Source organism: Rathayibacter sp. AY1B7, from assembly GCF_002932735.1.
GTDB lineage: Bacteria > Actinomycetota > Actinomycetes > Actinomycetales > Microbacteriaceae > Rathayibacter.
The window spans coordinates 114010-137911 of record NZ_PSWK01000005.1 but is presented as its reverse complement, the minus strand read 5'-3'; the positions used below and the strand labels follow the sequence as shown (position 1 = coordinate 137911).

The following is a 23902-nucleotide window of genomic DNA, read 5'->3' as shown; positions in this document are numbered from 1 at the left end:
CGGCCGCCCCCTCCCGGCCCGCTCCCGTCGCCGATTCGGCCTTCGTGAGCGACGGGATGCGCATCGCCGGCGCCTGGGCCTGGCGCGTCCTCGTCGTGGTCGCGGCGCTCGCGGTGCTGGTGCTGCTCGTCATCGAGCTGCGGCTGATCGTCATCCCGCTCCTGCTCGCGATCGTGATCGCCGCCCTGCTCGTGCCGTTCTCGAGCTTCCTCCAGCGCCACCGCTGGCCCAAGTGGGCCGCCGTCGTCCTGGCGGAGCTGGGGATCGTCGTGGTGATCGGCGGGCTCCTCTTCCTCGTCGTCACCCAGGTCTACTCCGGCTTCGACGATCTCAGCCGGCAGACGGTGCAGTCCTACGACGACTTCAAGGCCTTCCTCCTCGAGTCGCCGCTCCACCTCACCGAGACCGACATCAACCAGTACGCGCAGCAGGCCCTCACGGCCCTGCAGCAGGACTCGGGGATGCTGGTCAGCGGCGCGCTCAGCGTCGGCTCGACCGTCGGCCACCTGCTGACGGGCGTGCTGCTCACCCTCTTCTCGACGCTGTTCATCCTCATCGACGGGCCGAACATCTGGAGCTGGGTCGTCCGCCTCTTCCCGCGCCGCGCCCGCGGAGCCGTCGACGGCGCCGGCCGCGCGGGGTGGGTGACGCTGACCAACTTCGTGAAGGTGCAGATCCTGGTCGCCTTCGTCGACGCGGTCGGCATCGGCCTCGGCTCCTTCCTCCTCGGCGTCCCGCTGGCCATCCCGATCGGCGTGCTCGTCTTCCTCGGCTCCTTCGTGCCGGTCATCGGCGCCGTGGTGACCGGGGCGCTGGCCGTCTTCATCGCGCTGGTCTACAACGGACCGCTGATCGCGCTCTTCCTGCTGATCGTCGTCCTCGCGGTGCAGCAGCTCGAGGGCCACATCCTCCAGCCGCTGATCATGGGGTCGGCGGTCAAGGTCCACCCGCTGGCCGTCGTGCTCGCGGTGGCAGGAGGCTCGATCATCGGCGGCATCGCCGGCGCCTTCTTCGCGGTGCCCGTCGTGGCCACGCTCAACGTCATGGTCAAGTACGTCGCGAGCGGAGCCTGGCGCTCGCCGACCCGAACCCCCGAGAGAGTTGCCGCAGAGCATGCAGACTAGCCGCGTCGTCGGACCCGCCCTCCACGAGTTCGAGGCGGCCCGCGCCGTCCTCGCCCCCGTCATCGCCGCCACCCCCATGGAGACGAGCACCTTCCTCGCGCAGGTCCTCGGCTCGCCCGTGTTCCTCAAGTGCGAGAACCTCCAGCGCACCGGCTCCTACAAGATCCGCGGAGCCGTGTTCCGAATGTCGCGGCTCACCCCGGAGGAGCGGGCCCGCGGAGTCGTGGCGGCCTCGGCCGGCAACCACGCGCAGGGCGTCGCCTACGCGGCGCGGGAGCTGGGGATCAAGGCCACGATCTTCATGCCGATCGGCGTCGCGCTGCCCAAGCTCGCGGCCACCCGCGACTACGGCGCGGACGTGGTGCTGAGCGGGCACATCTTCAACGAGGCGCTCGCGGCGGCGGCGGAGTTCGCCGAGCGCACCGGCGCGGTCTTCGTTCCACCCTACGACCACCCCGACGTGATCACCGGGCAGGGCACGGTCGGCCTCGAGATCCTCGAGCAGGCCCCCGCCGTCGAGACCATCGTGGTGCCCATCGGCGGGGGCGGCCTCATCGCCGGGGTCGCATCGGCGGCCAAGCAGAAGGCGGCCGAGGAGGGGCGCACGCTCCGCGTCATCGGCGTGCAGGCGGCCAACGCGGCGCCGTACCCCCTCTCGCTCGCGAGCGGCGAGCCGACCGCGATCACGATCTCTCCGACGATCGCCGACGGCATCGCCGTGGCGAAGCCGGGGCAGCTGAACTTCGCGATCGTCCGCGAGATGGTGGACGAGGTCGTCACCGTCGAGGACGACGACATCGCCCGGGCTCTGCTGGTGCTGCTGGAGCGGGCGAAGCTCGTGGTGGAGCCCGCGGGCGCGGTGGGCATCGCGGCGATCCTGACGGGGAAGATCCGCGACGCCGGAGCGACCGCGGTCATCCTGTCGGGCGGCAACATCGATCCGCTGATGATGGAGCGGGTGATCAGCCGGGGCCTGGCCGCGTCGGAGCGCTACCTCAAGATGAGCATCGGGCTGCCGGATCGTCCGGGGCAGCTGTCGCGCATCGCGGAGCTCATCTCGGAGGCGAACGCGAACGTGGTCGAGGTGCTGCACACCCGACACGGCCGGGGCCTGCAGATCAGCGAGGTCGAGATCGAGATCAGCGTCGAGACCCGCGGCCCCGAGCATGCCGACCGCGTCATCCAGGTCCTCACCGACGCCGGCTACGCCCCCCGCATCTCCCGCAACTGACCGCCTGTGGGCGCCGCGGTGTTCTCCGCAGAGCGGAGGACAAAGCCGGTACCGGCGATCTCGCGCCCTCGCCGTCGCCGCGAAGCCTGCGCGGCGCTCCCGTTCGGAGAGGGCTGATCGTGCGTCACAGCGCTCTCCGCAAGGCGGAGGAGGAAGCGGTACCGGCGGTGTCGCGCCCGACGCTGTCGCCGCGAAGCCGGCGCCCTCCGTCTGGAGAGGGCTGATCGTGTGTCGCGGCGTTCTCCGCAAGGCGGAGGAGGAAGCCGGTACCGGCGGTATCGCGCCCGACGCTGTCGCCGCGAAGCCGGCGCCCCCCGTCTGGAGAGGGCTGATCGTGCGTCGCGGCGTTCTCCGCAAGGCGGAGGAGGAAGCGATACCGGCGGTATCGCGCCCGACGACAACGCCGCGGAGAGCGCCGCGACGTGCGATCAGTGGCCGGACCAGGTCTCGACGTTGGCGACGCGGACCTCGATCTCCCGCCCGTTGGGTGCCGTGAAGCGGGCGGTGTCGCCGACGTTCAGGCCCATGATCGCCGATCCGAGGGGGCTCTGGGGGCTGTAGACGTCGAGGTCGCTCTCGCCCGCCATCTCGCGGTTGCCGAGGAGGAAGCGGGACTCGTCGCCGGCGATCTCGGCGGTGATGATGGTGCCGGCCTCGACGACTCCGTGGCTCTCGGGGGGCGTGCCGATCTCGGCTTCGCGGAGGAGGGAGGTCAACTGGCGGATGCGGGCCTCGATCTTGCCCTGCTCGTCCTTCGCGGCGTGGTAGCCGCCGTTCTCCTTCAGGTCGCCCTCCTCGCGGGCGACCTCGATGCGCTTGGCGATCTCCTCGCGTCCGTTGGTGGACAGCTCGGTGAGCTCCGCCTCGAGGCGGTCGTACGACTCCTGGGTCATCCAGGTCACCTGTGACTGGTCGGCCATGGTGGGCTCCTGCTCTGCGGGCCGCGCTCGCGGCGCCCGGCAGCACCGTGCGGAGGTCTCCGCGTCCGGCGGTGGGGACGGCCGGCGTCAGGCGGCGGTGGGAATGGCGAGGCCCCGACGAGTCCGTCAGGGCTTCGGGCAAGCCTACGGGAGCCAGCAGGAGGAGATCAAACCTGTGTTCGCGAGCTCGGTGGTGCGGACGGTCTCCGTGTAGGAGCGGAAGCGCTCCGTCGAGGCGGGGTACTCCACGACCAGCCAGCCGACCACGGCGGACTGCTCGTTGAGGGCCTGGACCGCGCAGGCGACCTCGCGGCCGACGGGCGCGGTGAGGTCGAAGGAGACGGTGACGGTGCGGTCGTCGACGACCTGGTGCGCGGTGTCCTGGACGTCCACTCCGCCGCGTGCTCCGTCGAGGCCGGCCCAGACGACCCAGGCGGCGAAGACGGCGACGAAGGCGAGCGCGACGCCGCCGAAGAGCCAGCGGTTCCCGCGGCGGGTGCGCGTCGTGCGGCCGTAGCGGGTGGCGAGGGGTCCAGCGGCGCGGACGGCGTCCGGATCGAGCGCGGGCGCGGCGGCTCCCTCGACGCTCTCGGACGTGCGGGCGGCCACGGAACTCCCTGGGTGATGCGTCTACTCTGGACGGGTGGCGCGCGTCCTCCGCGGACGGGAGCGCCGATCCCATTAAACCCCGAGGAATCGAGCGATCGTGTCCCAGGCCGTCGAGGTCTCCGTCGATTCGGAGGTGCGGGACACTCCGCGCCTCCTCGCCGTGCACGCCCATCCTGACGACGAGTCGAGCAAGGGCGCGGCGACGCTGGCCGCCTACGCCTCGCGGGGCGCCGAGGTCATGGTCGTCTCCTGCACCGGAGGCGAGGCCGGCTCCGTGCTGAACGAGGGCCTCGAGGCCCGCGCGCACGCCGAGCGCGACATCGGCGGCCTCCGCCGGTACGAGATGGCGGCCGCTCGCGAGGCGCTCGGCGTCGAGCACGCCTGGCTCGGCTTCGTTGACTCCGGCATGCCCGAGGACGGGAAGGTCGACGCCGCCTCGTTCGCGGGCCTGCCGCTCGCCACGGCCGCCGCTCCGCTCGTGCGCCTGGTCCGCCGGTTCCGGCCGCACGTGATCATCAGCTACGACGAGAACGGCGGCTACCCGCACCCCGACCACATCCGCGCCCACCAGGTCGCCGTCGACGCGTACCGCGCGGCGGGCCTCGCCGAGGAGTACCGGGGCACGGGCGCTCCGTGGTCGATCTCGAAGCTGTACTACGACCGCGTCTTCAGCGGCCAGAAGCTGCGGGCGATCGCCGAGCACCTGCGCTCGATCGACCCGGAGGACCCGCGCCTGTCGGTCTTCGAGGAGATGAAGCGCTGGAACGAGGACACCCCGTACCTCGCGACCACGCGGGTCGTGATCTCCGGCTTCCACGATCGGCGCGATGCGGCGCTGCTCGCCCACGCCAGCCAGGTCGCTCCGGACAACGCCTTCTTCTTCCTCCCGCACGAGGCGATCGACGCCGCCTGGCCGACCGACGACTTCCAGCTCGTCGAGAGCCGGGTCGACGCGCCGACGCCCGAGACGGATCTCTTCGCCGGTCTCGACCTGGCCGAGCTCGCCCCGGGCCCGACCGCGGTCGTCCCGCCGATCGCTCCCGACCCCGAGCCCTCGGGGGACGCCCCGGTGTCCCCGGAGCCCGACGGCTCCGGCGTCGTCGTCGCCGACGAGGTGCGCGCGTGATCGCCGGGCTGCTCGAGGGCGCCCAGCGCGCCGTCGTCCTCGCCTCCACGACGGTGCCGACCCCGGGTCCCGAGTTCAACGAGGACACGGTCACGCCGGGCCTCTTCGGCTTCATCACGATGCTCGTGATCGCTCTGGCCGCCGTCCTCCTCGCGCTCGACATGGTCCGGCGCGTGCGGCGCACCACCTACACCGCCCAGGTGAAGGAGCGGCTCGACGCCGAGGAGGCGGAGCGCAACGAGGGCTGAGCCCGGCCCACACCGGTGGGCCCCGGCCCCGCTAGGCGTTGTACGCGGGGTTGAGCGAGACGATCAGCGCCGCCGTCCAGTGGCAGAGGAACGCCACGGCCGTGAGCGCGTGGAAGATCTCGTGGAAGCCGAAGACGCCCGGGACCGGGTTGGGCTTCTTGATCCCGTAGATCACGGCTCCGGCGGAGTAGCAGAGCCCGCCGACGAGGACGAGCACCATCATCGTCGCGCTGGCCTCGAAGAGCGGACCGAGGTACATCACGGCCGCCCAGCCCAGCAGCAGGTAGAGCGGCACGTAGAGCCAGCGCGGCGCCCCGATCCAGAAGACGCGGAAGCCGATCCCGAGCAGCGCCCCCGCCCAGACCAGGACCAGCAGGAGCGTGCCCTGCGCGGGCGGCAGGGCGAGCACGGCCAGCGGCGTGTAGGTGCCGGCGATCAGCAGGAAGATGTTGGCGTGGTCGATCCGCTTGAGGATCATCTTCGTCCGCGGCTTCCAGTCGAAGCGGTGGTACAGAGCGGAGTTCCCGAAGAGCAGGAGCGACGTGGTCGCGAACACCGCGGCCGCCCACTTCGCCGCGGTCCCCTCCGCGACCACGATCAGCACCACTCCGGCGACGATCGCGAGCGGGAAGAGGCCGGCGTGGATCCAGCCGCGCCAGGTGGGCCGGACCTCCGCCGAGGAGTCGTGCTCGATCGCGTCCTCGACGAGGGGGAGGGCGGGCAGGTCCGGGCCGTCCGCTCCGACGGCGTCTCCGCCGCGGTCGGTGCGGGCGCGGGGATCGGACGGGGGAGGCGTCGGCCGCTGGCTCATGCCGGACAGACTACGACGCCGTCCCGGGCCGACGCCGAGCGCCGCCGGGCTTCGAGGAGCGCCCCGGGTCGACTACCGTGTCACTGTGCCGAAGCCGAGACTGCCTGTGGGAAGGGACCTCCTCTACGGCGTCTACAAGAAGCGCCTCCGCTCGAGCCTTCCTCCCGACTCCCTGCCGAACCACGTCGCGATGATCATCGACGGCAACCGGCGCTGGGCGCGGCAGCGGGCCCTCGAGACCGCCGCGCACGGCCACCGGGCCGGCGCCGCCAAAGTGCACGAGTTCCTGCAGTGGTGCGACGAGCTCGGCGTGCGCCACGTCACCCTCTACCTGCTCTCGCAGGACAACCTCGTCGGCCGCGACAGCAGCGAGCTGACCGAGCTGATCGCGATCATCGCCGACCTCGCCGAGGAGGTCTCGCAGCAGCCCGACTGGCGCGTGCAGCACGTCGGCTCCGACGAGGGCCTCCCGCCCTCGCTCGTGGCCGCGCTCGACACGGCGGAGGCGCGCACCGCCTCCCACACGGGCCTGCACGTCAACCTCGCGGTCGGCTACGGCGGGCGGCACGAGATCGCCCAGGCCGTGCGGAGCATCCTGGAGGAGCACGGCAAGCGCGGCTCCTCCATCGAGGACGTCGCGGGCCTGCTGACCCCGGAGCTCATCGGCGAGCACCTGTACACCAGCGGGCAGCCCGACCCCGATCTGGTCATCCGCACCTCGGGGGAGCAGCGCCTCTCCGACTTCATGCTCTGGCAGAGCGCGCACAGCGAGTTCTACTTCATGGAGGCGCTCGGCCCCGACATCCGCGAGGTCGACTTCCTCCGCGCGCTCCGCGACTACGCCGGACGGCACCGCCGCTTCGGCAGCTGACCTCGCGGCTCCTGCCGCACCACCGACCGGAAGGGCCGGCATGAGCTCGAACGAGGCCACCTCCACCACGACCGAGGACTACCTCGCCGGCTTCGGCGAGGAGACCGGGTACCTCGACTTCGGCCGGGTGGGCCCGCTCTCGGCGACCGTCGCCGCCGAGCAGGAGGCGGCCGTCGAGCTGCTGGTGCGCGCGCGCAGCGGCACCCTCGACGAGCTGTTCCGGCAGGACGAGCGCGTCCGGGAGGCGGCGGCGGCGCTCGTGCGCGTCCCCGCCGACAGCGTCGTCTTCCAGCCCAACACCTCGACCGGCCTCCTGCACGCGCTGTTCGGCGCCTCGGGCGCGGTGCTGCTGTCGGCCGCGGAGTTCCCGAGCCTGCCGTTCGCGGCGGTGCGCTCGGCGCAGGCTCTCGGCTCGGTGGAGCCCCGCTGGCTGCGGACCGAGCAGGGACGGGTGACGCCGGAGGCGGTCCGCGAGCAGCTCACGGACGACGTGACGACCGTCGCGGTGAGCCTGGTCGACTCCCGCACCGGCTACCTCGCGGACGTCGCGGCGATCCGCGACGTGATCGGCGACCGGATGCTCGTCCTCGACGCGATCCAGGGCTTCGGCGTCGTCGACGCGCCCTACGAGCTGGCGGACGTGGTCGTCACCGGCGGCCAGAAGTGGCTCCGCGCCGGCTGGGGGACGGGCTTCCTCGCGCTCAGCGAGCGGGCGCTGTCGCGGCTGACCCCGGTGCTCTCCGGCTGGACGGGATCGGAGCAGGCGGAGCCGTGGGACGAGGTGGCTCCGCCGCGCGGCGACGCCCGCGCCTTCAGCATCAGCAACCCGGACCCGATCGCCCAGGCCCGGCTCGCGTCGGCGCTGGAGGAGGTCGCCGCGGTCGGGCAGTCGACGATCGCCGCGCTCGTGGCGGAGCGGGTCAGCGCGATCGTCGACCTCGCGGACGAGTTCGGGCTGGCGGTCGTGGGCTCCCGCGGCGAGCACGAGCGCGCCGGCATCGTGGTCGTCGAGCCGGAGCCGGAGGAACTGGCCCCGCTGGCGGCCTCCCTCGCCGCGCACGGCGTCACCGCGCGCCTGCGTCCGAGCACCGTCCGCTTCAGCGCGCACGCCGGCACCACCGACGCGACCCTCGCGCTGCTCCGCGCCGCCCTGATCTCGTCGGCCACGAGCATCGACTACTAGGCCGGATTCCGCGCGTTCACACGCTGGTTACACATTCGTAGCGGTGAGAAGCACACGGATGTCATTCGCCGGGTTAGGTTCGAGTCATCAGGTACAGCGCCTGGTCGAGACGGCCACAGAAGTACGGCTCGACATCGCGCAGACGCCGAAGGGACACTGCGCGGTGCACGACACGCACCGATGAGACCGGCTCGAGGACATGAGCCGGGGGCTCCGGCCCCCGGAGTGTGGAGAGTCGTCGTGACAGTTCCCCAGGGCATGGATCCGCAGACCGGGACGCAGGGCGGCGTCCACCGCCGTGTCCAGCACGGCTCCTCGGATCCGGCCGATCAGCTCCTCCGAACCTACGTCCTGGACACCTCGGTGCTGCTGTCGGATCCCTCCTCGATGTTCCGGTTCGCGGAGCACGCCGTCGTGCTGCCGATCGTCGTCATCAGCGAGCTCGAGGGAAAGCGCAACGATCCCGAGATCGGCTACTTCGCCCGGCAGGCCCTGCGCCGCCTCGACGAGCTGCGCGTGCAGCACGAGCGCCTCGACTTCCCCATCGCCGTCGGCCGGGGCGGCACGCTCCGCGTCGAGCTCAACCACTCGAACATGTCGGTGCTGCCGAGCGGGCTCCAGATGGGCGACAACGACGCGAGGATCCTCGCCGTCGCGCTCAACCTGCAGAGCGAGGGCGCCGCGGTCACCGTCGTGTCCAAGGACATGCCGATGCGCGTGAAGGCCGCCTCCATCGGCCTCGCCGCGGAGGAGTACCTGGCCGAGCAGGCCCCCGAGTCCGGTTGGACCGGCATGGACGACGTGACGCTCGGCGGCGACGCGATGAGCGAGCTCTACGACCGCGAGCGGCTCTTCACGGACGTCGTGGCCGACATCCCGGTCAACACCGGGCTCGTCGTCCACTCCGACCGCGGCTCCGCTCTCGCGAGGGTCACCGGCAAGCGGCAGATCACGCTGGTCCGCGGCGACAAGGACGTGTTCGGCCTGCATGGGCGGTCGGCGGAGCAGCGGCTCGCGATCGACCTGCTGCTCGACCCGGAGGTCGGCATCGTCTCGCTCGGCGGCCGGGCCGGCACCGGCAAGTCGGCGCTGGCGCTCTGCGCGGGCCTGGAGGCGGTGCTGGAGAAGCGCCAGCACAAGAAGATCATGGTCTTCCGGCCGCTCTACGCGGTGGGCGGCCAGGACCTCGGCTTCCTGCCCGGCGACGCGGCCGAGAAGATGAACCCCTGGGCGCAGGCGGTCTTCGACACGCTCGGGGCGCTGGTGTCGCAGAACGTGCTCGACGAGGTGATCGAGCGCGGGATGCTCGAGGTGCTGCCGCTCACGCACATCCGCGGGCGCTCGCTGCACGACGCGTTCGTGATCGTCGACGAGGCGCAGTCGCTGGAGCGGAACGTCCTGCTCACGGTGCTCTCGCGGGTCGGGCAGAACTCCCGGGTGGTGCTGACCCACGACGTGGCGCAGCGCGACAACCTCCGGGTCGGCCGGCACGACGGGGTCGCCTCCGTGATCGAGACGCTGAAGGGCCACCCGCTGTTCGCGCACGTCACGCTGACCCGCTCCGAGCGCTCGGCGATCGCCGCTCTGGTCACCGAGATGCTGGAGTCGAACGAGCTCGCCTGACGGGCTCGCCGTGCGTCCGGCCCGTGGGATCCGAGGATCCCCGGGCCGGGCGCGTCCCTGCAGGGCACCGGGGCGTAGCGTGGACGGGTGAGCATCCTCGACGATGCGCTCCTCGAGCGCTTCCGCACCCGCGCGGCCGACTACGACGAGCGCAACGCGTTCTGCGCGGACGACCTGGAGGAGCTGCGCTCGATCGGGTACCTGGCGCTGCTCGTCCCCGAGGAGCTCGGCGGTGCCGGCCTCGGCCTGGAGCAGGCGGCCGCCGAGCAGAAGCGCCTCGCGACGGCCGCGCCCGCGACCGCGCTCGCCGTCAACATGCACCTGGTCTGGACCGGGATCGCGCGACTCCTGCTCGAGCGGGGCGACGACTCCCTCCGCTCGGTCCTCGTCGACGCCGCGGCGGGTCACGTCTTCGCCTTCGGCAACAGCGAGGCGGGCAACGACCTGGTGCTCTCGGACTCGCTGACGCGGGCGGAGCCGCTCGGGGACGGCGGCTACCGCTTCACCGGCACGAAGGTCTTCACCTCCCTCGCGCCCGCTTGGACGCGGCTCGGCGTGTTCGGCCGCGACGACAGCGGGTCGGAGCCGCGGCTCGTGCACGGCTTCGTGCACCGTGAGCGCCCGGACTCGCCGGTCGCCGGGCTCGAGGTCCGCGACGACTGGGACACGCTCGGCATGCGGGCGACCCAGAGCCGCACGACGGTGCTCGACGGCGTCGTCGTCCCGGCCGAGCGGATGATCCGCTCGCTGCCCGTCGGACCGACCGCCGACCCCTTCGTCTTCGCCGTCTTCGCGGCCTTCGAGCTGCTGATCTCCTCGGTCTACCTCGGTGTCGCGCAGCGCGCGCTCGAGCTCGCCGTCGCCTCCGTCCGCCGACGGACCTCCCTCCGGGCGGGAGGGCGGCCACTGGCGGAGGACCCCGAGGTGCGGCACCGGGTCGCTGAGACCGGGATGCTGCTCGACGGGCTCGAGGCGCCCCTGCGCTCGGCGGCGGCCGACGTGGACGCGCTCGTCGACCGCGGCGTGCGCTGGTTCCCCTCGCTGGTCGGGGTGAAGATCCGCACCACGGAGGGAGCGCTCCGCGTGGTCGAGAGCGCCGTCCGGATCGCGGGCGGCTCGGCGTACCAGCGCCGGTCGGAGCTCGGTCGCCTCCACCGAGACGTGCTCGCCGGGCAGTTCCACCCCTCCGACGACGCGTCGGCGCACGGCGCCTGGGCGTCGCTCCTGCTGGGACCGCTGCCGCCGCACGACTGAGGCCGGGATGGGACCCGCCGCCGCCCGAGCACGCCGGCGGGCCGCCCTGTGGAGAACTCCGACGCCCCGAGGGCGTCGCCCCCTAGTCTCGGCGGATGCTCCGCGGATCTCTGCTCGACCGGGCCGCCCTGCTCCTCGGCGCCCTGGTGCTCCTCCTGATCGGGGGCCCGCACCTCGGTCGGGCGCCCGGCCTCGTCCCGGTGGCGCTCGCGAGCGTGCCGCTGGTGCTGGCGGACGTGCGCGGGCACCGGCTCCCGAACGCGGTCACGCTCCCGCTGCTGGTGGTCGGAGCCGTCCTCGCGCCCACGGCGGGGACGCTTCTCGCCGTCCTCGCGACGGTGCTGTGCCTGGGCGTGCTGCATGCGGCGGGCGGGCTGGGCCTCGGCGACGTGAAGCTCCAGGCGGCCCTCGCACCGCCGCTCGCGGCTCTCGGACCCGAGCAGGTCGTCGCCGCGCCCGCTGTCGGCTTCGCGGTGGCAGGGCTGTGGGTGCTCGTGCTGCGCGTCCGCGGACGGGTCGCGTTCGGACCGTTCCTGCTCACGGGGTTCTGGCTGGTGCTCTGACGGCCCGCCTCCGCGCCGAGCGCAGGGACGGGCCGTCGGAGGGCCGGGCTCAGCCGGGGTGGGTCATCGACATGACGTCGAGGGCGCTGTCGAGCTGCTCCTCCGTCACCTCGCCGCGCTCGACGAAGCCGAGGTCCACGACCGACTCTCGGACGGTGATCCCCTTGGCGACCGAGTTCTTCGCGACCTTGGCGGCGGCCTCGTAGCCGATCACCTTGTTGAGCGGCGTGACGATCGAGGGGGAGGACTCGGCGAGGGCGCGGGCGTGCTCGACGTCGGCCTCGAGGCCGTCGACGGTCTTGTCGGCGAGCAGCACGGCGGAGTTCGCGAGCAGGCGGATCGACTCCAGCAGCGCCGTCCCCATGACGGGGATCGCGACGTTGAGCTCGAAGGCGCCCGAGGCGCCCGCCCAGGCGATGGTGGCGTCGTTGCCGATCACGCGCGCGCAGACCATGAGGACGGCCTCTGGGATCACCGGGTTCACCTTGCCGGGCATGATCGAGGATCCGGGCTGGAGGTCGGGGATCCGCAGCTCTCCGAGGCCGGTGTTGGGGCCGGAGCCCATCCAGCGGAGGTCGTTGTTGATCTTGGTCAGGCTCACCGCGAGCACGCGCAGCGCTCCGGAGGCCTCGACCAGCGAGTCCCGCGCGCCCTGGGCCTCGAAGTGGTTGCGGGCCTCGGTGACGGGCAGGCCCGTCTCCTCCGCGAGGCGCGCGATGACCTTCTGCGGGAATCCGGCGGGGGTGTTGATCCCGGTGCCGACCGCGGTGCCGCCGAGCGGGACCTCGGCGACGCGGGGGAGCGCCGACTGCACGCGCTCGATGCCGAGGCGGATCTGCGCGGCGTAGCCGCCGAACTCCTGGCCGAGCGTGACGGGGGTGGCGTCCATCAGGTGGGTGCGGCCGGCCTTGACGACCTCGGCCCACTGCTCCGCCTTGACCTCGAGCGACTCGGCGAGCTGCTCGAGCGAGGGGATCAGCGACTCGATGAGCGCGCCGGTGACGGCGACGTGGACCGAGGTGGGGAACACGTCGTTGGAGGACTGCGAGGCGTTGACGTGGTCGTTCGGGTGCACGGTGCGTCCGAGGGCCGTGGTCGCCAGCGAGCCCAGCACCTCGTTCATGTTCATGTTCGAGGACGTGCCCGAGCCGGTCTGGTACACGTCGATCGGGAAGTGCGCGTCGTAGCCGCCCCCGACGACGAGGTCGGCCGCGTCGGCGATCGCCGTGGCGATGTCGGCGTCGAGCACGCCCAGCTCGGCGTTGGCCAGCGCCGCCGCCTTCTTGATGCGCGCGAGGGCCGCGATCTGGGCCGGCTCGAGCCCCGCACCCGAGATCGGGAAGTTCTCGACCGCCCGCTGGGTCTGCGCGGCGTAGAGGGCGTCGCGGGGGACCCGCACCTCGCCCATCGTGTCGTGCTCGATGCGGAAGTCGCCGGAGTCGTCGGTCGGGGAGTGATCCACCACGCTGTGTTCGTCCTTGTCTGATCGGTTGGTGCTGTGCTGTCCGGAGCCGCTCACGCGGGATCCGATCCCACCGCGCTCGGAGCGGCGGCGGAGGAGGCCGAGCCGGAGTCGCGCTCCTGCTCGGAGACGTAGGGGCTGAGCTCGGGCGGATCGATGCCGAGCACGACATCGGACATCACGGTGCCGTCCGAGAGCCGGTAGTTGGCGCCCACGAGGGCGAGCCGCCCGGTCGCGACAGCGTCGGCGATCAGCGGGGAGCGCTGGAGCAGCTCGGCGACCGTGTCGCGCAGGTGCTCGCGGCCGACGGCCAGCGCGTCGGTCGCCGACGGGTCGACGAGCACGCGGCCGTCCGGCTGGGCGCCCACGAGGCGGCGCACCGCGGGGATGATCGGCTCGATCAGGTGCTCGATGTGCGGGGGGAGCCGCTCGGCGCCGGGCGCCTGCGACTGGATCGCCGCCCGGACCGCTCCGCACTCGTCGTGGCCGAGCACGAGCAGCACCTTCACGCCGAGGACGGCGACGCCGTACTCCAGCGAGCCGATGATGGAGTCGGCGATCACCTGGCCGGCGTTGCGGACGACGAAGAGGTCGCCGAGCCCCAGGTCGAAGATGATCTCGGCCGCGAGGCGGGAGTCGCTGCAGCCGAAGAGCGCGGCGAGCGGGGCCTGCGCGGCGGCGAGCTCGGCGCGGCGCTCGACGTCCTGGCGGGGGTGGCGGGGCTCGCCTGCGACGAAGCGCTGGTTGCCGCGGAGCATCTCCTTCCAGACCCACGCCGGCGGGCGGGACTCGCGGGGGACGGTGCTGCTGGTTCCGAGGCTCATCGGGACTCCTCCTGGCCGATCTGCGGGGTGATGGCGTCCACGACCAGGCGGATCTCGTCCGTCGGGGCCGTGCCGTAGACGAGGTAGGTGCTGGAGCCCTCCGTCGTCTCGAGTGCGTAGGGCGTGTTGCCGGTGTCGTCGCCGGAGTCGCGGTGGTCGTAGACGGTCCAGTCGCGGCCGTCGATCGTCTCGACGCCGGTCGCCGCCCGGCGGTCGAGCTGCGTCGCGACCCAGGCCGCGTCCGCGTCGAGCCCCTGGCTCAGGCCGATGTAGCCCGCCTTCGGGGTGATCAGGCCGACGTACCAGTAGTCGGTGCCGTTCTCGCGGCGGAGCTCGGCCGCGTTGGCCTTCCAGCCGTCGGGCAGGGAGGGCACGGCGAGCGTCTGCTCCTCGCCCAGCTGGACCTGTGCGGCGACGCGGGGGACGTCGACCGAGGAGAGCTCCACGGTGTCGCCGCGGGGGACGAGCAGGACGATGAGCGCTACGGCGCCGACGGTCGCGAGCAGCGAGAAGACGAGGTTGTTGACCGTCTTGCGCTGACGGTAGAGCCGGGAGTTCTCGGCCTTGCGTGCGGCCGTCTCGGCCGCCGTCTCCGGGCGCCCGAGCTCGGCGACGACCCGCGCGGGCTTCGCGCGGCTCATCCGGCGGCCGCCCCTCCGGAGCGGGCCGCGTCCAGCCGGGCGCGTGCTCCGATCAGCCACTCCTCGCAGCGGGCGGCGAGGGCCTCGCCGCGCTCCCACAGGGCGAGCGAGCGCTCGAGGGTGGAGCTGCCCTGCTCGAGCTCGGAGACGACGCGGACGAGCTCGTCGCGCGCCTGCTCGTAGGAGAATCCCGAGACGTCGGAGTCGGTCGCCGGGGCGTCGGGGGAGTCGGGCATGGGTCTGATCCTATCGATCGGGGCTGAGGGGGGACGGGTGGCGCGGCGGGCTCAGGACCGGCCGGCGGGATCGCCGGTGGGCCCCTCGGAGCGGGCGCCGACGGCCCCCTCCGCGAGCGTGAGGACGAGTGCGCCGCCGGCCGGCGCGTCGCCGGGTGCCCGGACGACGTGCCCGGCCGCGTTCTGGACGATCGCGTAGCCGCGGTCGAGGGTGTCCTGGGGGGAGAGGGCGCGCAGGTGGCCGTGCAGGCGCTCGACCTCGAGGTGCGCGCGCTCGAGGCGGCGGTCCACCAGCTCGGCGCCGCGCGCGACCCAGCGGGTCAGCTCCTCGGAGTGCCGGTCGACCAGCACGTGCGGCTGGGCGAGCACCGGCCGCGAGCGCAGCTGCGAGAGCCGGTCGATCTCGTGCGAGACGAGCCCGCTCACGCGGCCGGTCATCCGCAGCCGGGCCTGCTGCACGCGCAGCAGCTCGTCGGAGACGTCGGGCACGACCCTCTTCGCGGCGTCGGTGGGAGTGGAGGCGCGCAGGTCGGCGACGTCGTCGAGCAGCGGGCGGTCGGCCTCGTGGCCGATCGCGCTGACGACCGGAGTGGAGCAGGCGGCGACGGCGCGCACGAGCGCCTCGTCGCTGAAGCCGAGCAGGTTCTGGAAGTCGCCGCCTCCGCGGGCGATCACGATCACGTCGATGCTGTCGTCGGCCTCGAGGGTCCGCAGGGCCGAGAGCACCTCCGGGACCGTCCGGTCGCCCTGCACGGCCGAGTGGACCACCCGGAAGCGCACCGCCGGCCAGCGCAGCTGCGCGTTCCGCAGCACGTCCTTCTCGGCGTCCGAGTCCTTGCCGGTGATGAGGCCCACGCCGTGCGGGAGGAACGGCAGCGGCTTCTTGCGGGAGGCGTCGAACAGCCCCTCCGACGCCAGCTGCCGGCGGAGCCGCTCGAGCTTCTCGAGCAGATCGCCCAGGCCGACGTGGCGCATCTCGAAGACCTGCATCGAGAGCGTGCCGCCCTTGACCCAGTAGTTGGGCTTCACCAGCGCGATGACCCGATCGCCCTGCTTGAGGTCGGCCGGGAGGCGGCTCCGCACCGACGACCAGACGGTGAAGCCGACCGTCGCGTCTCCGGACAGGTCCTTCAGCTTCCCGTAGACGTTGCCGCCGGACGCGCCCCACTGGGTGATCTCGCCCTCGACCCACGCGGTGCCGAGGCGCTCGATCCAGCCCTTGATCTTGCTGGCGAGCAGGCCGACCGGCCAGGGTGCGTCGGCGGTGGGTGGGGCGTCGGTCATCGCTGCCTCTGCTCGGAGGGACGGGGGGAACGGGAGTGCCCTCCCGCGACGACAACGGTACGGGACGGGTCCGACACCGGGACGGTCCGGCACAGGATGCACCACGTAGAATCAGGGGGTGAGCCAAGTCCCGATCAGCCTGCCCATGCCGCGCATGCCCCGCGCCACAGGGCGTCTGCGCGACGTCCCCGTCGAGGGCCGCAAGCGCGTCCTCCTCGCCGCGCCCCGCGGCTACTGCGCCGGAGTCGACCGCGCGGTCGTCGCCGTCGAGAAGGCCATCGAGCACTACGGTGCCCCGGTCTACGTGCGCAAGCAGATCGTGCACAACGTGCACGTCGTCTCCACGCTCGAGAGCCAGGGTGCCATCTTCGTCGACGAGGTCGACGAGGTGCCCGAGGGATCGCACATCGTCTTCAGCGCGCACGGCGTCTCACCGGCCGTCGTCCAGGGCGCGGCCGACCGCGGTCTCCAGGCGATCGACGCGACCTGCCCCCTGGTGACGAAGGTGCACCGCGAGGCCGTCCGCTTCGCGCGCGACGACTTCGAGATCCTCCTCATCGGCCACGAGGGCCACGAGGAGGTCGAGGGCACCGCGGGCGAGGCTCCCGATCACGTCACCCTCGTCGGCAGCCCCGACGACGTGCCGAACATCGTCGTGAAGGACCCGGACAAGGTCGTCTGGCTCTCGCAGACGACGCTCTCGGTCGACGAGACGATGGAGACGGTGCGCCGCCTCCGCGAGCGCTTCCCCAACCTGCAGGACCCGCCGAGCGACGACATCTGCTACGCCACGCAGAACCGCCAGGTCGCGATCAAGAAGGTCGCCGCGGGCGCCGAGCTGGTCATCGTCGTCGGCTCCGCGAACTCCTCCAACTCCGTGCGCCTCGTCGAGGTCGCCCTCGAGTACGGCGCGAAGGCCGCCTACCGGGTCGACTACGCCAGCGAGATCAAGCAGGAGTGGCTCGAGGGCATCCGCACCGTCGGCGTCACCAGCGGCGCCTCGGTGCCCGAGGTGCTCGTCCAGGAGGTCCTCGACGACCTCGCCGCCGCCGGGTACGGCGATGTCGAGGAGGTCAAGACGGCGGAGGAGGACCTGATGTTCTCGCTTCCCAAGGAGCTGCGCAAGGACGTCGCCGGCAAGCGCGACGCCCGCGGCGTCGGTGGACGCATCAGCGCGGGAGCGGGCGCCTAGAGCGTTCCGGCCCGGACACGGAAGAGGCCGCCCTCCCTCGGGAGCGGCGGCCTCTTCCGTGTGCGGTGGAACGGGGATCGACGCTAGACGTCGGTGCCGGCGCCGCCCTGCGAGCCCGACATGCGCGTGACGTACTCCGCGAACGTCGGGTCGCCCAGGATGGCGATCGCCGCGACGATCAGGGAGAGCAGCACGGTCGCCGCGATCCCGAGGATCGGGACGAGCACGGCGCGCTTGCCGGCGCGGAGCCGCCGGATCGAGATCCACACCGCGAAGGCGACGATCAGCGACTGCGCGAGCGCCACCACGACGCCGAGGATCCGTGCGAGCTCCGGCGACGCGTAGGTGCCGATGCCCTGGGAGCGGTAGAGCTCCTGGAGGGTCGTCGCGAAGCTCGAGGGATCGAGCAGCGTCGGCACGGCGAAGAACACGCCGAGCGCGAGCAGCACGATCGTGAGCAGGCGGTCGACGGGATGCGCGACGGGCTTCGCGGCCGGAGCGGTCGCGGGCCTCGGATCGGTCTCCGACCCCCTCGGGTCGGGGACGACCACGGCGTCCTCCGGCGGCTGCCACGACCAGCCGGGCGGCGCGTACTCGCCGTACTGCGGCTCCGGACGCCTGTCGCCCGGCTGATCGTGTGCGTTCGTCACGGAGCGGTGCCCTACTTCCCGGAGTTCCCGGCCGAGCCGAGCTGACGGGTCGCCTCGGCGACGCGCGCGGCCATCGCGGTCTCGGCGATCTTGCCCCACGAGCGCGGGTCGTAGACCTTCTTGTTGCCGACCTCGCCGTCGACCTTGAGGAAGCCGTCGTAGTTCTTCAGCACGGTGTCCGCGACGGAGCGGCTGAACGCGTACTGCGTGTCGGTGTCGATGTTCATCTTGACGACGCCGTTGCGGACCGCCTCGGCGATCTCCTCGTCGGTCGAGCCCGAGCCGCCGTGGAAGACGAGATCGAGGGGGAGCGCGCCGGTGCCGTACTTCGCCTGCAGGCCGTCCTGGATCTCGCGGAGCAGCTCCGGGCGCAGTCGGACGTTGCCCGGCTTGTAGACGCCGTGGACGTTGCCGAAGGTGAGGGCGGCCATGTAGCGGCCCTGCTCGCCGAAGCCGAGGGCCTCGACGGTCGCGATCGCGTCGTCGAGCGTGGTGTAGAGGTGCTCGTTGATGTCGTGCGAGACGCCGTCCTCCTCGCCGCCGACGACGCCGATCTCGACCTCGAGGATGGCGTTGATGTTCTTGACGCGCGGGAGGATCTCCTTCGCGATGGCGAGGTTCTCGTCGAGCGGGATCGCGGAGCCGTCCCACATGTGCGACTGGAAGAGCGGCTCGCGACCGGCCTTGACCTCCTCCTCGGAGGCGGCGATCAGCGGGTAGACGAAGCCCTCGAGCGCGTTCTGCGGGCAGTGGTCGGTGTGGAGCGCGACCGTGACCGGGTAGTTCTTGGCGACCTCGGTCGCGAACCTCGCGAAGGCGATCGCGCCTGCCGCGCGGTTCTTCACGGTGTGGCCGGCGAAGTAGTCCGCGCCTCCGGTGGTGACCTGGATGATGCCGTCCGAGCCCGCCTCGGTGAGGCCCTGGAGGACCGCGTTGATCGTCTGCGACGATGAGACGTTGAACGCCGGGTAGGCGAAGCCGCCCGCCTTCGCCTTGTCGAGCATCTCTGCGTACTGGTCCGGGGTAGCGACGGGCATGGCATCTCCTTTGACGGATGAACGAAGGGGGGTCGGGCGAGGCCCGCGTCGCGGACGAGTCTAGCGAGGCGCCCCTCCGCGGTCCCTCCGCCCGTGGAGGGCCCTGGACTAGGCTTCGGGCAGGGATGGGGATCCGCTCCGCGGGTCCTGCGACGACGTGCACGAACTCGACGACGAAGGACTCCGCTCTGTGATCGACAACGACTCGCTCTACCTCCACCCCGACCGCAACCTCGGCATGGAGCTCGTCCGCGCCACCGAGGCCGCCGCGATCCGCGCCGTGCCCTTCATCGGCAAGGGCGACAAGAACGCCGCCGACGGCGCAGCGGTCGACGCCATGCGCACCTTCCTCGGGACCGTGAACTTCGACGGAGTCGTCGTGATCGGCGAGGGCGAGAAGGACAACGCGCCCATGCTCTTCAACGGCGAGCACGTCGGCAACGGCTCGGGGCCCGCCGCCGACATCGCCGTCGACCCGATCGACGGCACCTCGCTGACCGCGGCCGGGCGCCAGAACGCGCTCTCGATGATCGCCGTCGCCGACCGCGGCGCGATGTTCGACCCCTCCGCCGTGTTCTACATGGAGAAGATCGTCACCGGGCCCGAGGGCGTCGGGATCATCGACATCCAGCGCCCGATCGGCGAGAACATCCGCGCCCTGGCCCGCGCCAAGCGCAAGCCCGTCGAGGAGATGCGCATCGCGGTGCTGGACCGCCCGCGCCACGCTCAGCTGATCGAGGACATCCGTGCGGCCGGAGCCGGCACGCGCCTCCTGCTCGACGGCGACGTCGCGGGCGGCATCAACGCCGCTCGCCACGACTCCCGACTCGACATGTGCGTCGGCACCGGAGGCACGCCCGAGGGCATCATCACCGCCTGCGCCATCCGCGCGCTCGGGGGAGTGATCCAGGGCATCCTCCGCCCGAAGGACGACGACGAGCGCCAGCGCGCCATCGACGCCGGGCACGACCTCGATCGCGTCCTCCACGCCAACGACCTCGTCCGCAGCGACAACACCTACTTCGTCGCGACCGGAGTGACGAACGGCGGGCTCGTGAAGGGCGTGCGCAAGGAGGGCCACGTCATCACGACGGAGTCCATCGTGCTGCGCTCCCGCTCGGGCACCATCCGCCGCGTGACCGCCCAGCACCTCGCGGAGAAGTGGGTCTAGGCCGTCACTGTCTCTCCGAGACGCCGCCCCGCCGCTGAGACGCCGCTCCGCTGACGGCGCCTCGGCGAGTGCGGCGGCGTTTCGGCGTGCGGGACGCGGAAGGACACCGGCCCCGGTCACCGAGGCGAGCGGGCGGGGCCGCGGCGGGTCTCGAGACGCCTCGCGGGCGCTCCTCCGCCGAGCCGCGGAGGTGGAGCGCCGTCGCGAGCTGCGGTCGTCCGGGTGTCGAGCCGGATGGACGGCGCCGCTCGCGCCCGGCCTGCACGCCCGGTGCTCGCTCAGCGAGGACCCGGGACCCTACGCGCTCCGCTCGGACTCGTCGTCCGCGGCGAGCAGCTCGACGGCGGTGAGGCGGCGCGGCGAGGAGGCGACTCCTCCGACCGGGGCGATGACGCGCGACTCGTCGAGGGAGTCGAACTGGCGCGCGGTGACCAGCACGCGGCTCTCGAGCGAGCCGGCGAAGGCGTTGTAGGAGTCGACCGTCTTCTCGAGCGAGCGGCGCAGGCCCTCGGCGTGGTCGGCGAGGGTGCCGAGACGGGCGTAGAGCGTCTTGCCGAGGTCGAGCAGGCGCTTGGCGTCGTCGGTGAGCACGTCCTGCTGCCAGGTGTAGGCGACGGTCTTCAGCACCGACCACAGGGTCACGGGCGAGGCGAGGGCGACGCGCTTGCGGAACGCGTACTCGAGCAGGCTCGGGTCGGCGTCGAGCGCGCTCGCGAGCAGCGGCTCGCTCGGCACGAACGCGATGACGAACTCGGGGCTCGCCGGGAGACCGGTCCAGTAGGAGCGGGCGGCCAGCGCGTCCACGTGGCCGCGGAGGGCGCGGACGTGCGCCCGCAGGAGCCCCGCGCGCCGCGCCTCCTCCTCGCCGCCGGCGCCCGCGGGGATCGCGCTCGCCTCCAGGTACGCGTCGAACGGCACCTTGGCGTCCACCGCGATCGCCTTGCCGCCGGGCAGGCGGACCACCATGTCGGCGCGGCCGCGGCCCGCCTCGCCCTCGAGCCCGAACTGCACGTCGAAGTCGACCCGCTGGGTGAGCCCGGCGGCCTCGACGACGTTCCGCAGCTGCGTCTCGCCCCAGGCGCCGCGGCTCGTGGTGGAGCGGAGCGCGGACGCGAGGGTCTCGGTCGTCGAGCGCAGCTGCTCGCCCGCCGCCCGCTGTCCCTCGAGCTGCTCGGTGATCGCCCCGAACTGGGCGGCGCGCTCGCGCTCGAGCCGGCCGACCGCCTCCTGCATGCCGCGCAGGCTCTCGGCGACGGGGGAGAGGGTCTGCAGGATGCGCGCGTCGTGCCGCTCGCGCTCGGCGACGACGCGCAGCTGCTCCTGGAGCTCGCGGATCTGGTCGCGGGCGGAGCCGAGGTGCTCGCGGTGCTGCTCGACGACGGCCTCGTGCCGCTCCTCCAGGCCCTCCGCGCGGGCGCGGGCCGTCGCGAGGTCGAGGGCGAGGGCGGCGTCGGGCGTGCGGGAGCGGGCGAGGAGGACGGCCACGACTCCCGCGAGGAGCGCACCGACCACCAGGCCGAGGACGAAGGAGAGATCCATGCCGCCGATGACACCACGCACCTCCGACATCGAGCGATCGACGCGCCACGACCACCGAACGAGGGCCAGGACGCCCTGCGACCGCCTCGTAGACTTCGCGATCATGGGGAATCACCACCGCTCATCGCGCCTGCTCACGGCCGCGCTCGCTCTCGCCGTCGGGCTCGGCACCGCCCTCGTCCCGATCACCTCCGCCTCCGCCGCCGAGGACGCGCCGTCGACCGTCTCGGTCGAGACCGGCGCTCTCGACGCGTCCCTCGACCGCGCCGACCTCGGCGTCCCGGACCAGTCGACGCAGTACAGCGCCGAGGAGACGAAGAGCTTCCGCGCCGGCTTCATCGTCAGCGACGCCCAGTTCTTCGACGGGGACGCGCTGAGCACCGGTCAGGTGCAGTCGCTCCTGAACGAGAAGGGCAGCCCGTGCTCCACCGCCGGCACCGCCCCCTGCCTCAAGAACTTCTCGCAGGCGACGCCGTCCAAGGCGGCGGACGCGATGTGCAGCGCCTACCAGGGCTCCGGCAGCGAGTCGTCGGCCTCGATCTTCACGCGCGTCGGCCTGGCCTGCGGCATCAACCCGCTCGCCCTGGTCGTGCTCGTGCAGAAGGAGCGGAGCCTCGTCACCGACGCGACGCCCAGCCCCGAGGACTACGCCAAGGCGACCGGCTACAACTGCCCGGACACCGCGGCGTGCGACCCCGGCTCGGCGGGCTTCTTCACGCAGGTCTACAGCGCGGCCCGCCAGTTCAAGCGCTACGCCAACCCGCCCGGCTCCGGCTCGAACTTCACCACCTACGCTCCGGGCACGACGCCGAACGTCGCCTACTACCCGAGCACCGCGTGCGGCTCCTCGCCGGTCACCATCCGCAACCAGGCCACGGCCGACCTCTACTACTACACGCCGTACCAGCCCAACGACTACGCGCTCACCGGCTCCGGCAACGCGGCCTGCGCGACCTACGGCAACATCAACTTCTGGTACCTCTTCAGCGACTGGAACCCGAACGGCACCCTGGCCAACGCCGGGATCGCCCCCGCGGGACGCGTCGACGCCCCGCGCATCTCGGGCAGCACCCTGAGCGTGTCCGGCTGGGCCGTCGACCCGACGACGCAGCAGGCCGCGCTGACCACGACGGTCACGGTGACCGGCCCCGACGGCACCCGCACGGTCCGCACGCAGACCGCGAACGGCGACCGCGGTGACATCCCGGGCGAGTACTCCGTCGCCGGCCGCGCCCACGGCTTCGGCGCCACCACGCCCGTCTCGGCACCCGGCACCTACCAGGTCTGCGTCTCCGCCAACTCCGTCGACTGGAACCGCTGGGTCGGCACGGGCGACTCCCGGGGCCCCGGCCGGAAGGATCTCGGCTGCTCGTCCGTGAGCACGTCGGCCGGGATCGACGTCTCGCGCCTGGCCGGCACGGACCGCCAGGGCACCGCCGTCGCGATCTCGAAGGCCGTCTTCCGCACGAACGTCCCGGTCGTCTACATCGCGACCGGCGCCAACTTCCCCGACGCCCTGAGCGCCGCCCCTGCCGCGGCCAAGCAGGGCGGTCCGCTGCTCCTGGTCGACCGGGACTCGATGTCGCAGCCCGTTCGCGACGAGCTCAGCCGGCTCAAGCCGGCGAGGATCGTCGTGGTCGGCTCCGCACTGAGCGTCGGCGACGGCCTGCTGAACCAGCTGAGGTCCTACTCGCCGACGGTGGACCGCATCGGAGGGAAGGACCGCTACGACACGTCCAGGCTCATCATCCAGAGCGCGTTCCCGAGCGGCTCGTCGCGGGCCTGGCTCGCCACGGGCGAGAAGTTCCCCGACGCGCTCGGCGCGAGCGCCGCGGCCGGCTCCGTCGACGCGCCCGTCGTCCTCGTGAACGGCACCGGCAGCACGGCCGACGCCGTGACGAAGGGCATCCTCTCGAAGCTCAAGGTGCAGAACCTCACCATCGCGGGCAGCCCCCTGTCGGTGAGCGAGGGGATCAAGAACTCGCTTCCGGTGCCGACGATCACCCGCATCGGCGGAGTCGACCGCTACGACACCTCGGAGCAGCTGAACCGGGCAGCCTTCTCGAGGGCCAAGACCGTGTTCCTGGCGACGGGCGAGAACTTCCCCGACGCCCTCGCCGGAGCCACGGCGGCGGGCTACTCGAACAGCCCGCTGTTCGCCGTGCCGACGAACTGCGTGCCCCGCGCCGTCCTGACCGACATCGCGAAGTCGGGAGCTCAGCGGGTCGTCCTCCTCGGCGGTCCCACCACCCTCTCGGAGGACGTCGCGCGCCTCACCCCCTGCGGCTGATCGCCCGCGACCC

Annotated in this window: 23 protein-coding genes; 12 read left to right on the top strand and 11 right to left on the bottom strand. The window is 72.4% G+C overall.

Annotated elements, in window-relative coordinates; genetic code table 11:
• Together C5C95_RS04790 and ilvA are read left to right on the top strand one after the other, a co-directional pair.
• Window positions 1–1124, top strand: a 1124-nt coding sequence (locus tag C5C95_RS04790; protein ID WP_258072623.1) for an AI-2E family transporter, incomplete at its 5' end; no start/stop codon positions are given.
• Complete coding sequence (gene ilvA, locus C5C95_RS04785; protein WP_104224429.1) at window positions 1114–2355, top strand: threonine ammonia-lyase; 1242 nt, start codon at window positions 1114–1116, stop codon at window positions 2353–2355. The genes C5C95_RS04790 and ilvA, both read left to right, overlap by 11 nt.
• A 428-nt stretch (window positions 2356–2783) precedes the next feature.
• Here the strand turns inward: ilvA and greA are convergent, their stop codons facing one another.
• Window positions 2784–3275, bottom strand: coding sequence for a transcription elongation factor GreA (gene greA / locus C5C95_RS04780; RefSeq protein ID WP_104225519.1), 492 nt, complete (start codon window positions 3273–3275; stop codon window positions 2784–2786).
• 144 nt (window positions 3276–3419) lie between these two features.
• Complete coding sequence (locus C5C95_RS04775; RefSeq protein ID WP_104224427.1) at window positions 3420–3884, bottom strand: DUF4307 domain-containing protein; 465 nt, start codon at window positions 3882–3884, stop codon at window positions 3420–3422.
• Window positions 3885–3981: 97 nt separating this feature from the next.
• Between C5C95_RS04775 and mca the strand changes: the two genes are divergently transcribed.
• Window positions 3982–5010: a mycothiol conjugate amidase Mca gene (gene mca, locus C5C95_RS04770; RefSeq protein WP_258072622.1), complete on the top strand. Its 1029-nt coding sequence runs from the start codon at window positions 3982–3984 to the stop codon at window positions 5008–5010.
• On the top strand, window positions 5007–5258 hold the full coding sequence (locus tag C5C95_RS04765; RefSeq protein WP_258063166.1) for a hypothetical protein: 252 nt from the start codon (window positions 5007–5009) through the stop codon (window positions 5256–5258). The genes mca and C5C95_RS04765 overlap by 4 nt, the downstream gene beginning before the upstream one ends.
• 31 nt (window positions 5259–5289) lie before the next feature.
• Here C5C95_RS04765 and C5C95_RS04760 read toward each other — a convergent pair whose 3' ends face one another.
• A complete protein-coding gene (locus tag C5C95_RS04760; protein ID WP_104323919.1) occupies window positions 5290–6069 on the bottom strand; it encodes a hemolysin III family protein in 780 nt (259 codons plus the stop codon).
• 106 nt (window positions 6070–6175) lie between these two features.
• Here C5C95_RS04760 and C5C95_RS04755 point away from each other — a divergent pair, with 106 nt between their 5' ends.
• The 5 genes from C5C95_RS04755 (at window position 6176) to C5C95_RS04735 (ending at window position 11563) form a co-directional block, all read left to right on the top strand.
• Window positions 6176–6940 (top strand): isoprenyl transferase, encoded by a 765-nt coding sequence (locus C5C95_RS04755; RefSeq protein ID WP_279630826.1) that lies wholly within the window; start codon window positions 6176–6178, stop codon window positions 6938–6940.
• A 40-nt stretch (window positions 6941–6980) separates the two neighbouring features.
• Entirely contained in the window at window positions 6981–8123 is a 1143-nt protein-coding gene (locus C5C95_RS04750) for an aminotransferase class V-fold PLP-dependent enzyme (RefSeq protein ID WP_104323918.1), read from the top strand.
• A gap of 258 nt (window positions 8124–8381) precedes the next feature.
• The gene (locus C5C95_RS04745) at window positions 8382–9746 is read left to right on the top strand and encodes a PhoH family protein (protein ID WP_104224423.1); all 1365 of its coding nucleotides are present in this window, start codon (window positions 8382–8384) and stop codon (window positions 9744–9746) included.
• An 87-nt stretch (window positions 9747–9833) separates the two neighbouring features.
• Window positions 9834–11000 carry an acyl-CoA dehydrogenase family protein gene (locus tag C5C95_RS04740; protein ID WP_104323917.1) on the top strand — a complete coding sequence of 389 codons (1167 nt, stop codon included), beginning with the start codon at window positions 9834–9836 and terminating at the stop codon, window positions 10998–11000.
• A 95-nt stretch (window positions 11001–11095) separates the two neighbouring features.
• The gene (locus C5C95_RS04735) at window positions 11096–11563 is read left to right on the top strand and encodes a prepilin peptidase (RefSeq protein ID WP_104317613.1); all 468 of its coding nucleotides are present in this window, start codon (window positions 11096–11098) and stop codon (window positions 11561–11563) included.
• Between the two features lie 49 nt (window positions 11564–11612).
• On the opposite strand, the gene C5C95_RS04730 is transcribed toward C5C95_RS04735, so the two are convergent.
• From C5C95_RS04730 to xseA, 5 genes are read right to left on the bottom strand one after another with little or no spacing between them, the layout of a single operon-like run.
• Window positions 11613–13028: an aspartate ammonia-lyase gene (locus C5C95_RS04730; RefSeq protein ID WP_104224420.1), complete on the bottom strand. Its 1416-nt coding sequence runs from the start codon at window positions 13026–13028 to the stop codon at window positions 11613–11615.
• Between the two features lie 50 nt (window positions 13029–13078).
• Window positions 13079–13849 carry a carbonic anhydrase gene (locus tag C5C95_RS04725; RefSeq protein ID WP_219812624.1) on the bottom strand — a complete coding sequence of 257 codons (771 nt, stop codon included), beginning with the start codon at window positions 13847–13849 and terminating at the stop codon, window positions 13079–13081.
• Entirely contained in the window at window positions 13846–14490 is a 645-nt protein-coding gene (locus C5C95_RS04720) for a DUF4245 domain-containing protein (RefSeq protein ID WP_104232761.1), read from the bottom strand. Before C5C95_RS04720 ends, C5C95_RS04725 begins: the two co-directional genes overlap by 4 nt.
• Window positions 14487–14726, bottom strand: a complete 240-nt coding sequence (locus tag C5C95_RS04715) for an exodeoxyribonuclease VII small subunit (RefSeq protein WP_104224418.1) — start codon at window positions 14724–14726, stop codon at window positions 14487–14489. The genes C5C95_RS04720 and C5C95_RS04715 overlap by 4 nt, the downstream gene beginning before the upstream one ends.
• 51 nt (window positions 14727–14777) lie before the next feature.
• Window positions 14778–16010, bottom strand: coding sequence for an exodeoxyribonuclease VII large subunit (gene xseA / locus C5C95_RS04710; protein ID WP_104323916.1), 1233 nt, complete (start codon window positions 16008–16010; stop codon window positions 14778–14780).
• Window positions 16011–16155: 145 nt separating this feature from the next.
• On the opposite strand from xseA, the gene C5C95_RS04705 reads away from it, so the two are divergent.
• Window positions 16156–17202, top strand: coding sequence for a 4-hydroxy-3-methylbut-2-enyl diphosphate reductase (locus tag C5C95_RS04705; RefSeq protein ID WP_104225527.1), 1047 nt, complete (start codon window positions 16156–16158; stop codon window positions 17200–17202).
• An 83-nt stretch (window positions 17203–17285) separates the two neighbouring features.
• Here C5C95_RS04705 and C5C95_RS04700 read toward each other — a convergent pair whose 3' ends face one another.
• Both C5C95_RS04700 and fbaA read right to left on the bottom strand, forming a co-directional pair.
• Complete coding sequence (locus C5C95_RS04700) at window positions 17286–17852, bottom strand: DUF6264 family protein (RefSeq protein ID WP_104224415.1); 567 nt, start codon at window positions 17850–17852, stop codon at window positions 17286–17288.
• An 11-nt stretch (window positions 17853–17863) separates the two neighbouring features.
• Window positions 17864–18889 (bottom strand): class II fructose-bisphosphate aldolase, encoded by a 1026-nt coding sequence (fbaA, locus tag C5C95_RS04695; RefSeq protein ID WP_104224414.1) that lies wholly within the window; start codon window positions 18887–18889, stop codon window positions 17864–17866.
• Between the two features lie 238 nt (window positions 18890–19127).
• Between fbaA and glpX the strand changes: the two genes are divergently transcribed.
• Window positions 19128–20060: a class II fructose-bisphosphatase gene (gene glpX, locus C5C95_RS04690; RefSeq protein ID WP_097165697.1), complete on the top strand. Its 933-nt coding sequence runs from the start codon at window positions 19128–19130 to the stop codon at window positions 20058–20060.
• 297 nt (window positions 20061–20357) lie between these two features.
• Here the strand turns inward: glpX and C5C95_RS04685 are convergent, their stop codons facing one another.
• On the bottom strand, window positions 20358–21599 hold the full coding sequence (locus C5C95_RS04685) for a DNA recombination protein RmuC (RefSeq protein ID WP_219812324.1): 1242 nt from the start codon (window positions 21597–21599) through the stop codon (window positions 20358–20360).
• A gap of 103 nt (window positions 21600–21702) precedes the next feature.
• Here C5C95_RS04685 and C5C95_RS04680 point away from each other — a divergent pair, with 103 nt between their 5' ends.
• The gene (locus tag C5C95_RS04680) at window positions 21703–23889 is read left to right on the top strand and encodes a cell wall-binding repeat-containing protein (RefSeq protein WP_181125557.1); all 2187 of its coding nucleotides are present in this window, start codon (window positions 21703–21705) and stop codon (window positions 23887–23889) included.
• Window positions 23890–23902: the final 13 nt, after the last annotated feature.

What these genes read in the sequence shown, in the direction of transcription:
- ilvA (WP_104224429.1), top strand. Translation starts at nt 1,114, where the DNA reads ATGCAGACTAGCCGCGTCGTCGGACCCGCCCTCCACGAGTTCGAGGCG.
- greA (WP_104225519.1), bottom strand. Translation starts at nt 3,275, where the DNA reads ATGGCCGACCAGTCACAGGTGACCTGGATGACCCAGGAGTCGTACGAC.
- C5C95_RS04760 (WP_104323919.1), bottom strand. Translation starts at nt 6,069, where the DNA reads ATGAGCCAGCGGCCGACGCCTCCCCCGTCCGATCCCCGCGCCCGCACC.
- C5C95_RS04750 (WP_104323918.1), top strand. Translation starts at nt 6,981, where the DNA reads ATGAGCTCGAACGAGGCCACCTCCACCACGACCGAGGACTACCTCGCC.
- C5C95_RS04745 (WP_104224423.1), top strand. Translation starts at nt 8,382, where the DNA reads ATGGATCCGCAGACCGGGACGCAGGGCGGCGTCCACCGCCGTGTCCAG.
- C5C95_RS04735 (WP_104317613.1), top strand. Translation starts at nt 11,096, where the DNA reads ATGCTCCGCGGATCTCTGCTCGACCGGGCCGCCCTGCTCCTCGGCGCC.
- C5C95_RS04725 (WP_219812624.1), bottom strand. Translation starts at nt 13,849, where the DNA reads ATGAGCCTCGGAACCAGCAGCACCGTCCCCCGCGAGTCCCGCCCGCCG.
- C5C95_RS04720 (WP_104232761.1), bottom strand. Translation starts at nt 14,490, where the DNA reads ATGAGCCGCGCGAAGCCCGCGCGGGTCGTCGCCGAGCTCGGGCGCCCG.
- C5C95_RS04715 (WP_104224418.1), bottom strand. Translation starts at nt 14,726, where the DNA reads ATGCCCGACTCCCCCGACGCCCCGGCGACCGACTCCGACGTCTCGGGA.
- xseA (WP_104323916.1), bottom strand. Translation starts at nt 16,010, where the DNA reads ATGACCGACGCCCCACCCACCGCCGACGCACCCTGGCCGGTCGGCCTG.
- C5C95_RS04705 (WP_104225527.1), top strand. Translation starts at nt 16,156, where the DNA reads ATGCCGCGCATGCCCCGCGCCACAGGGCGTCTGCGCGACGTCCCCGTC.
- fbaA (WP_104224414.1), bottom strand. Translation starts at nt 18,889, where the DNA reads ATGCCCGTCGCTACCCCGGACCAGTACGCAGAGATGCTCGACAAGGCG.
- glpX (WP_097165697.1), top strand. Translation starts at nt 19,128, where the DNA reads ATGGAGCTCGTCCGCGCCACCGAGGCCGCCGCGATCCGCGCCGTGCCC.
- C5C95_RS04685 (WP_219812324.1), bottom strand. Translation starts at nt 21,599, where the DNA reads ATGGATCTCTCCTTCGTCCTCGGCCTGGTGGTCGGTGCGCTCCTCGCG.
- C5C95_RS04680 (WP_181125557.1), top strand. Translation starts at nt 21,703, where the DNA reads ATGGGGAATCACCACCGCTCATCGCGCCTGCTCACGGCCGCGCTCGCT.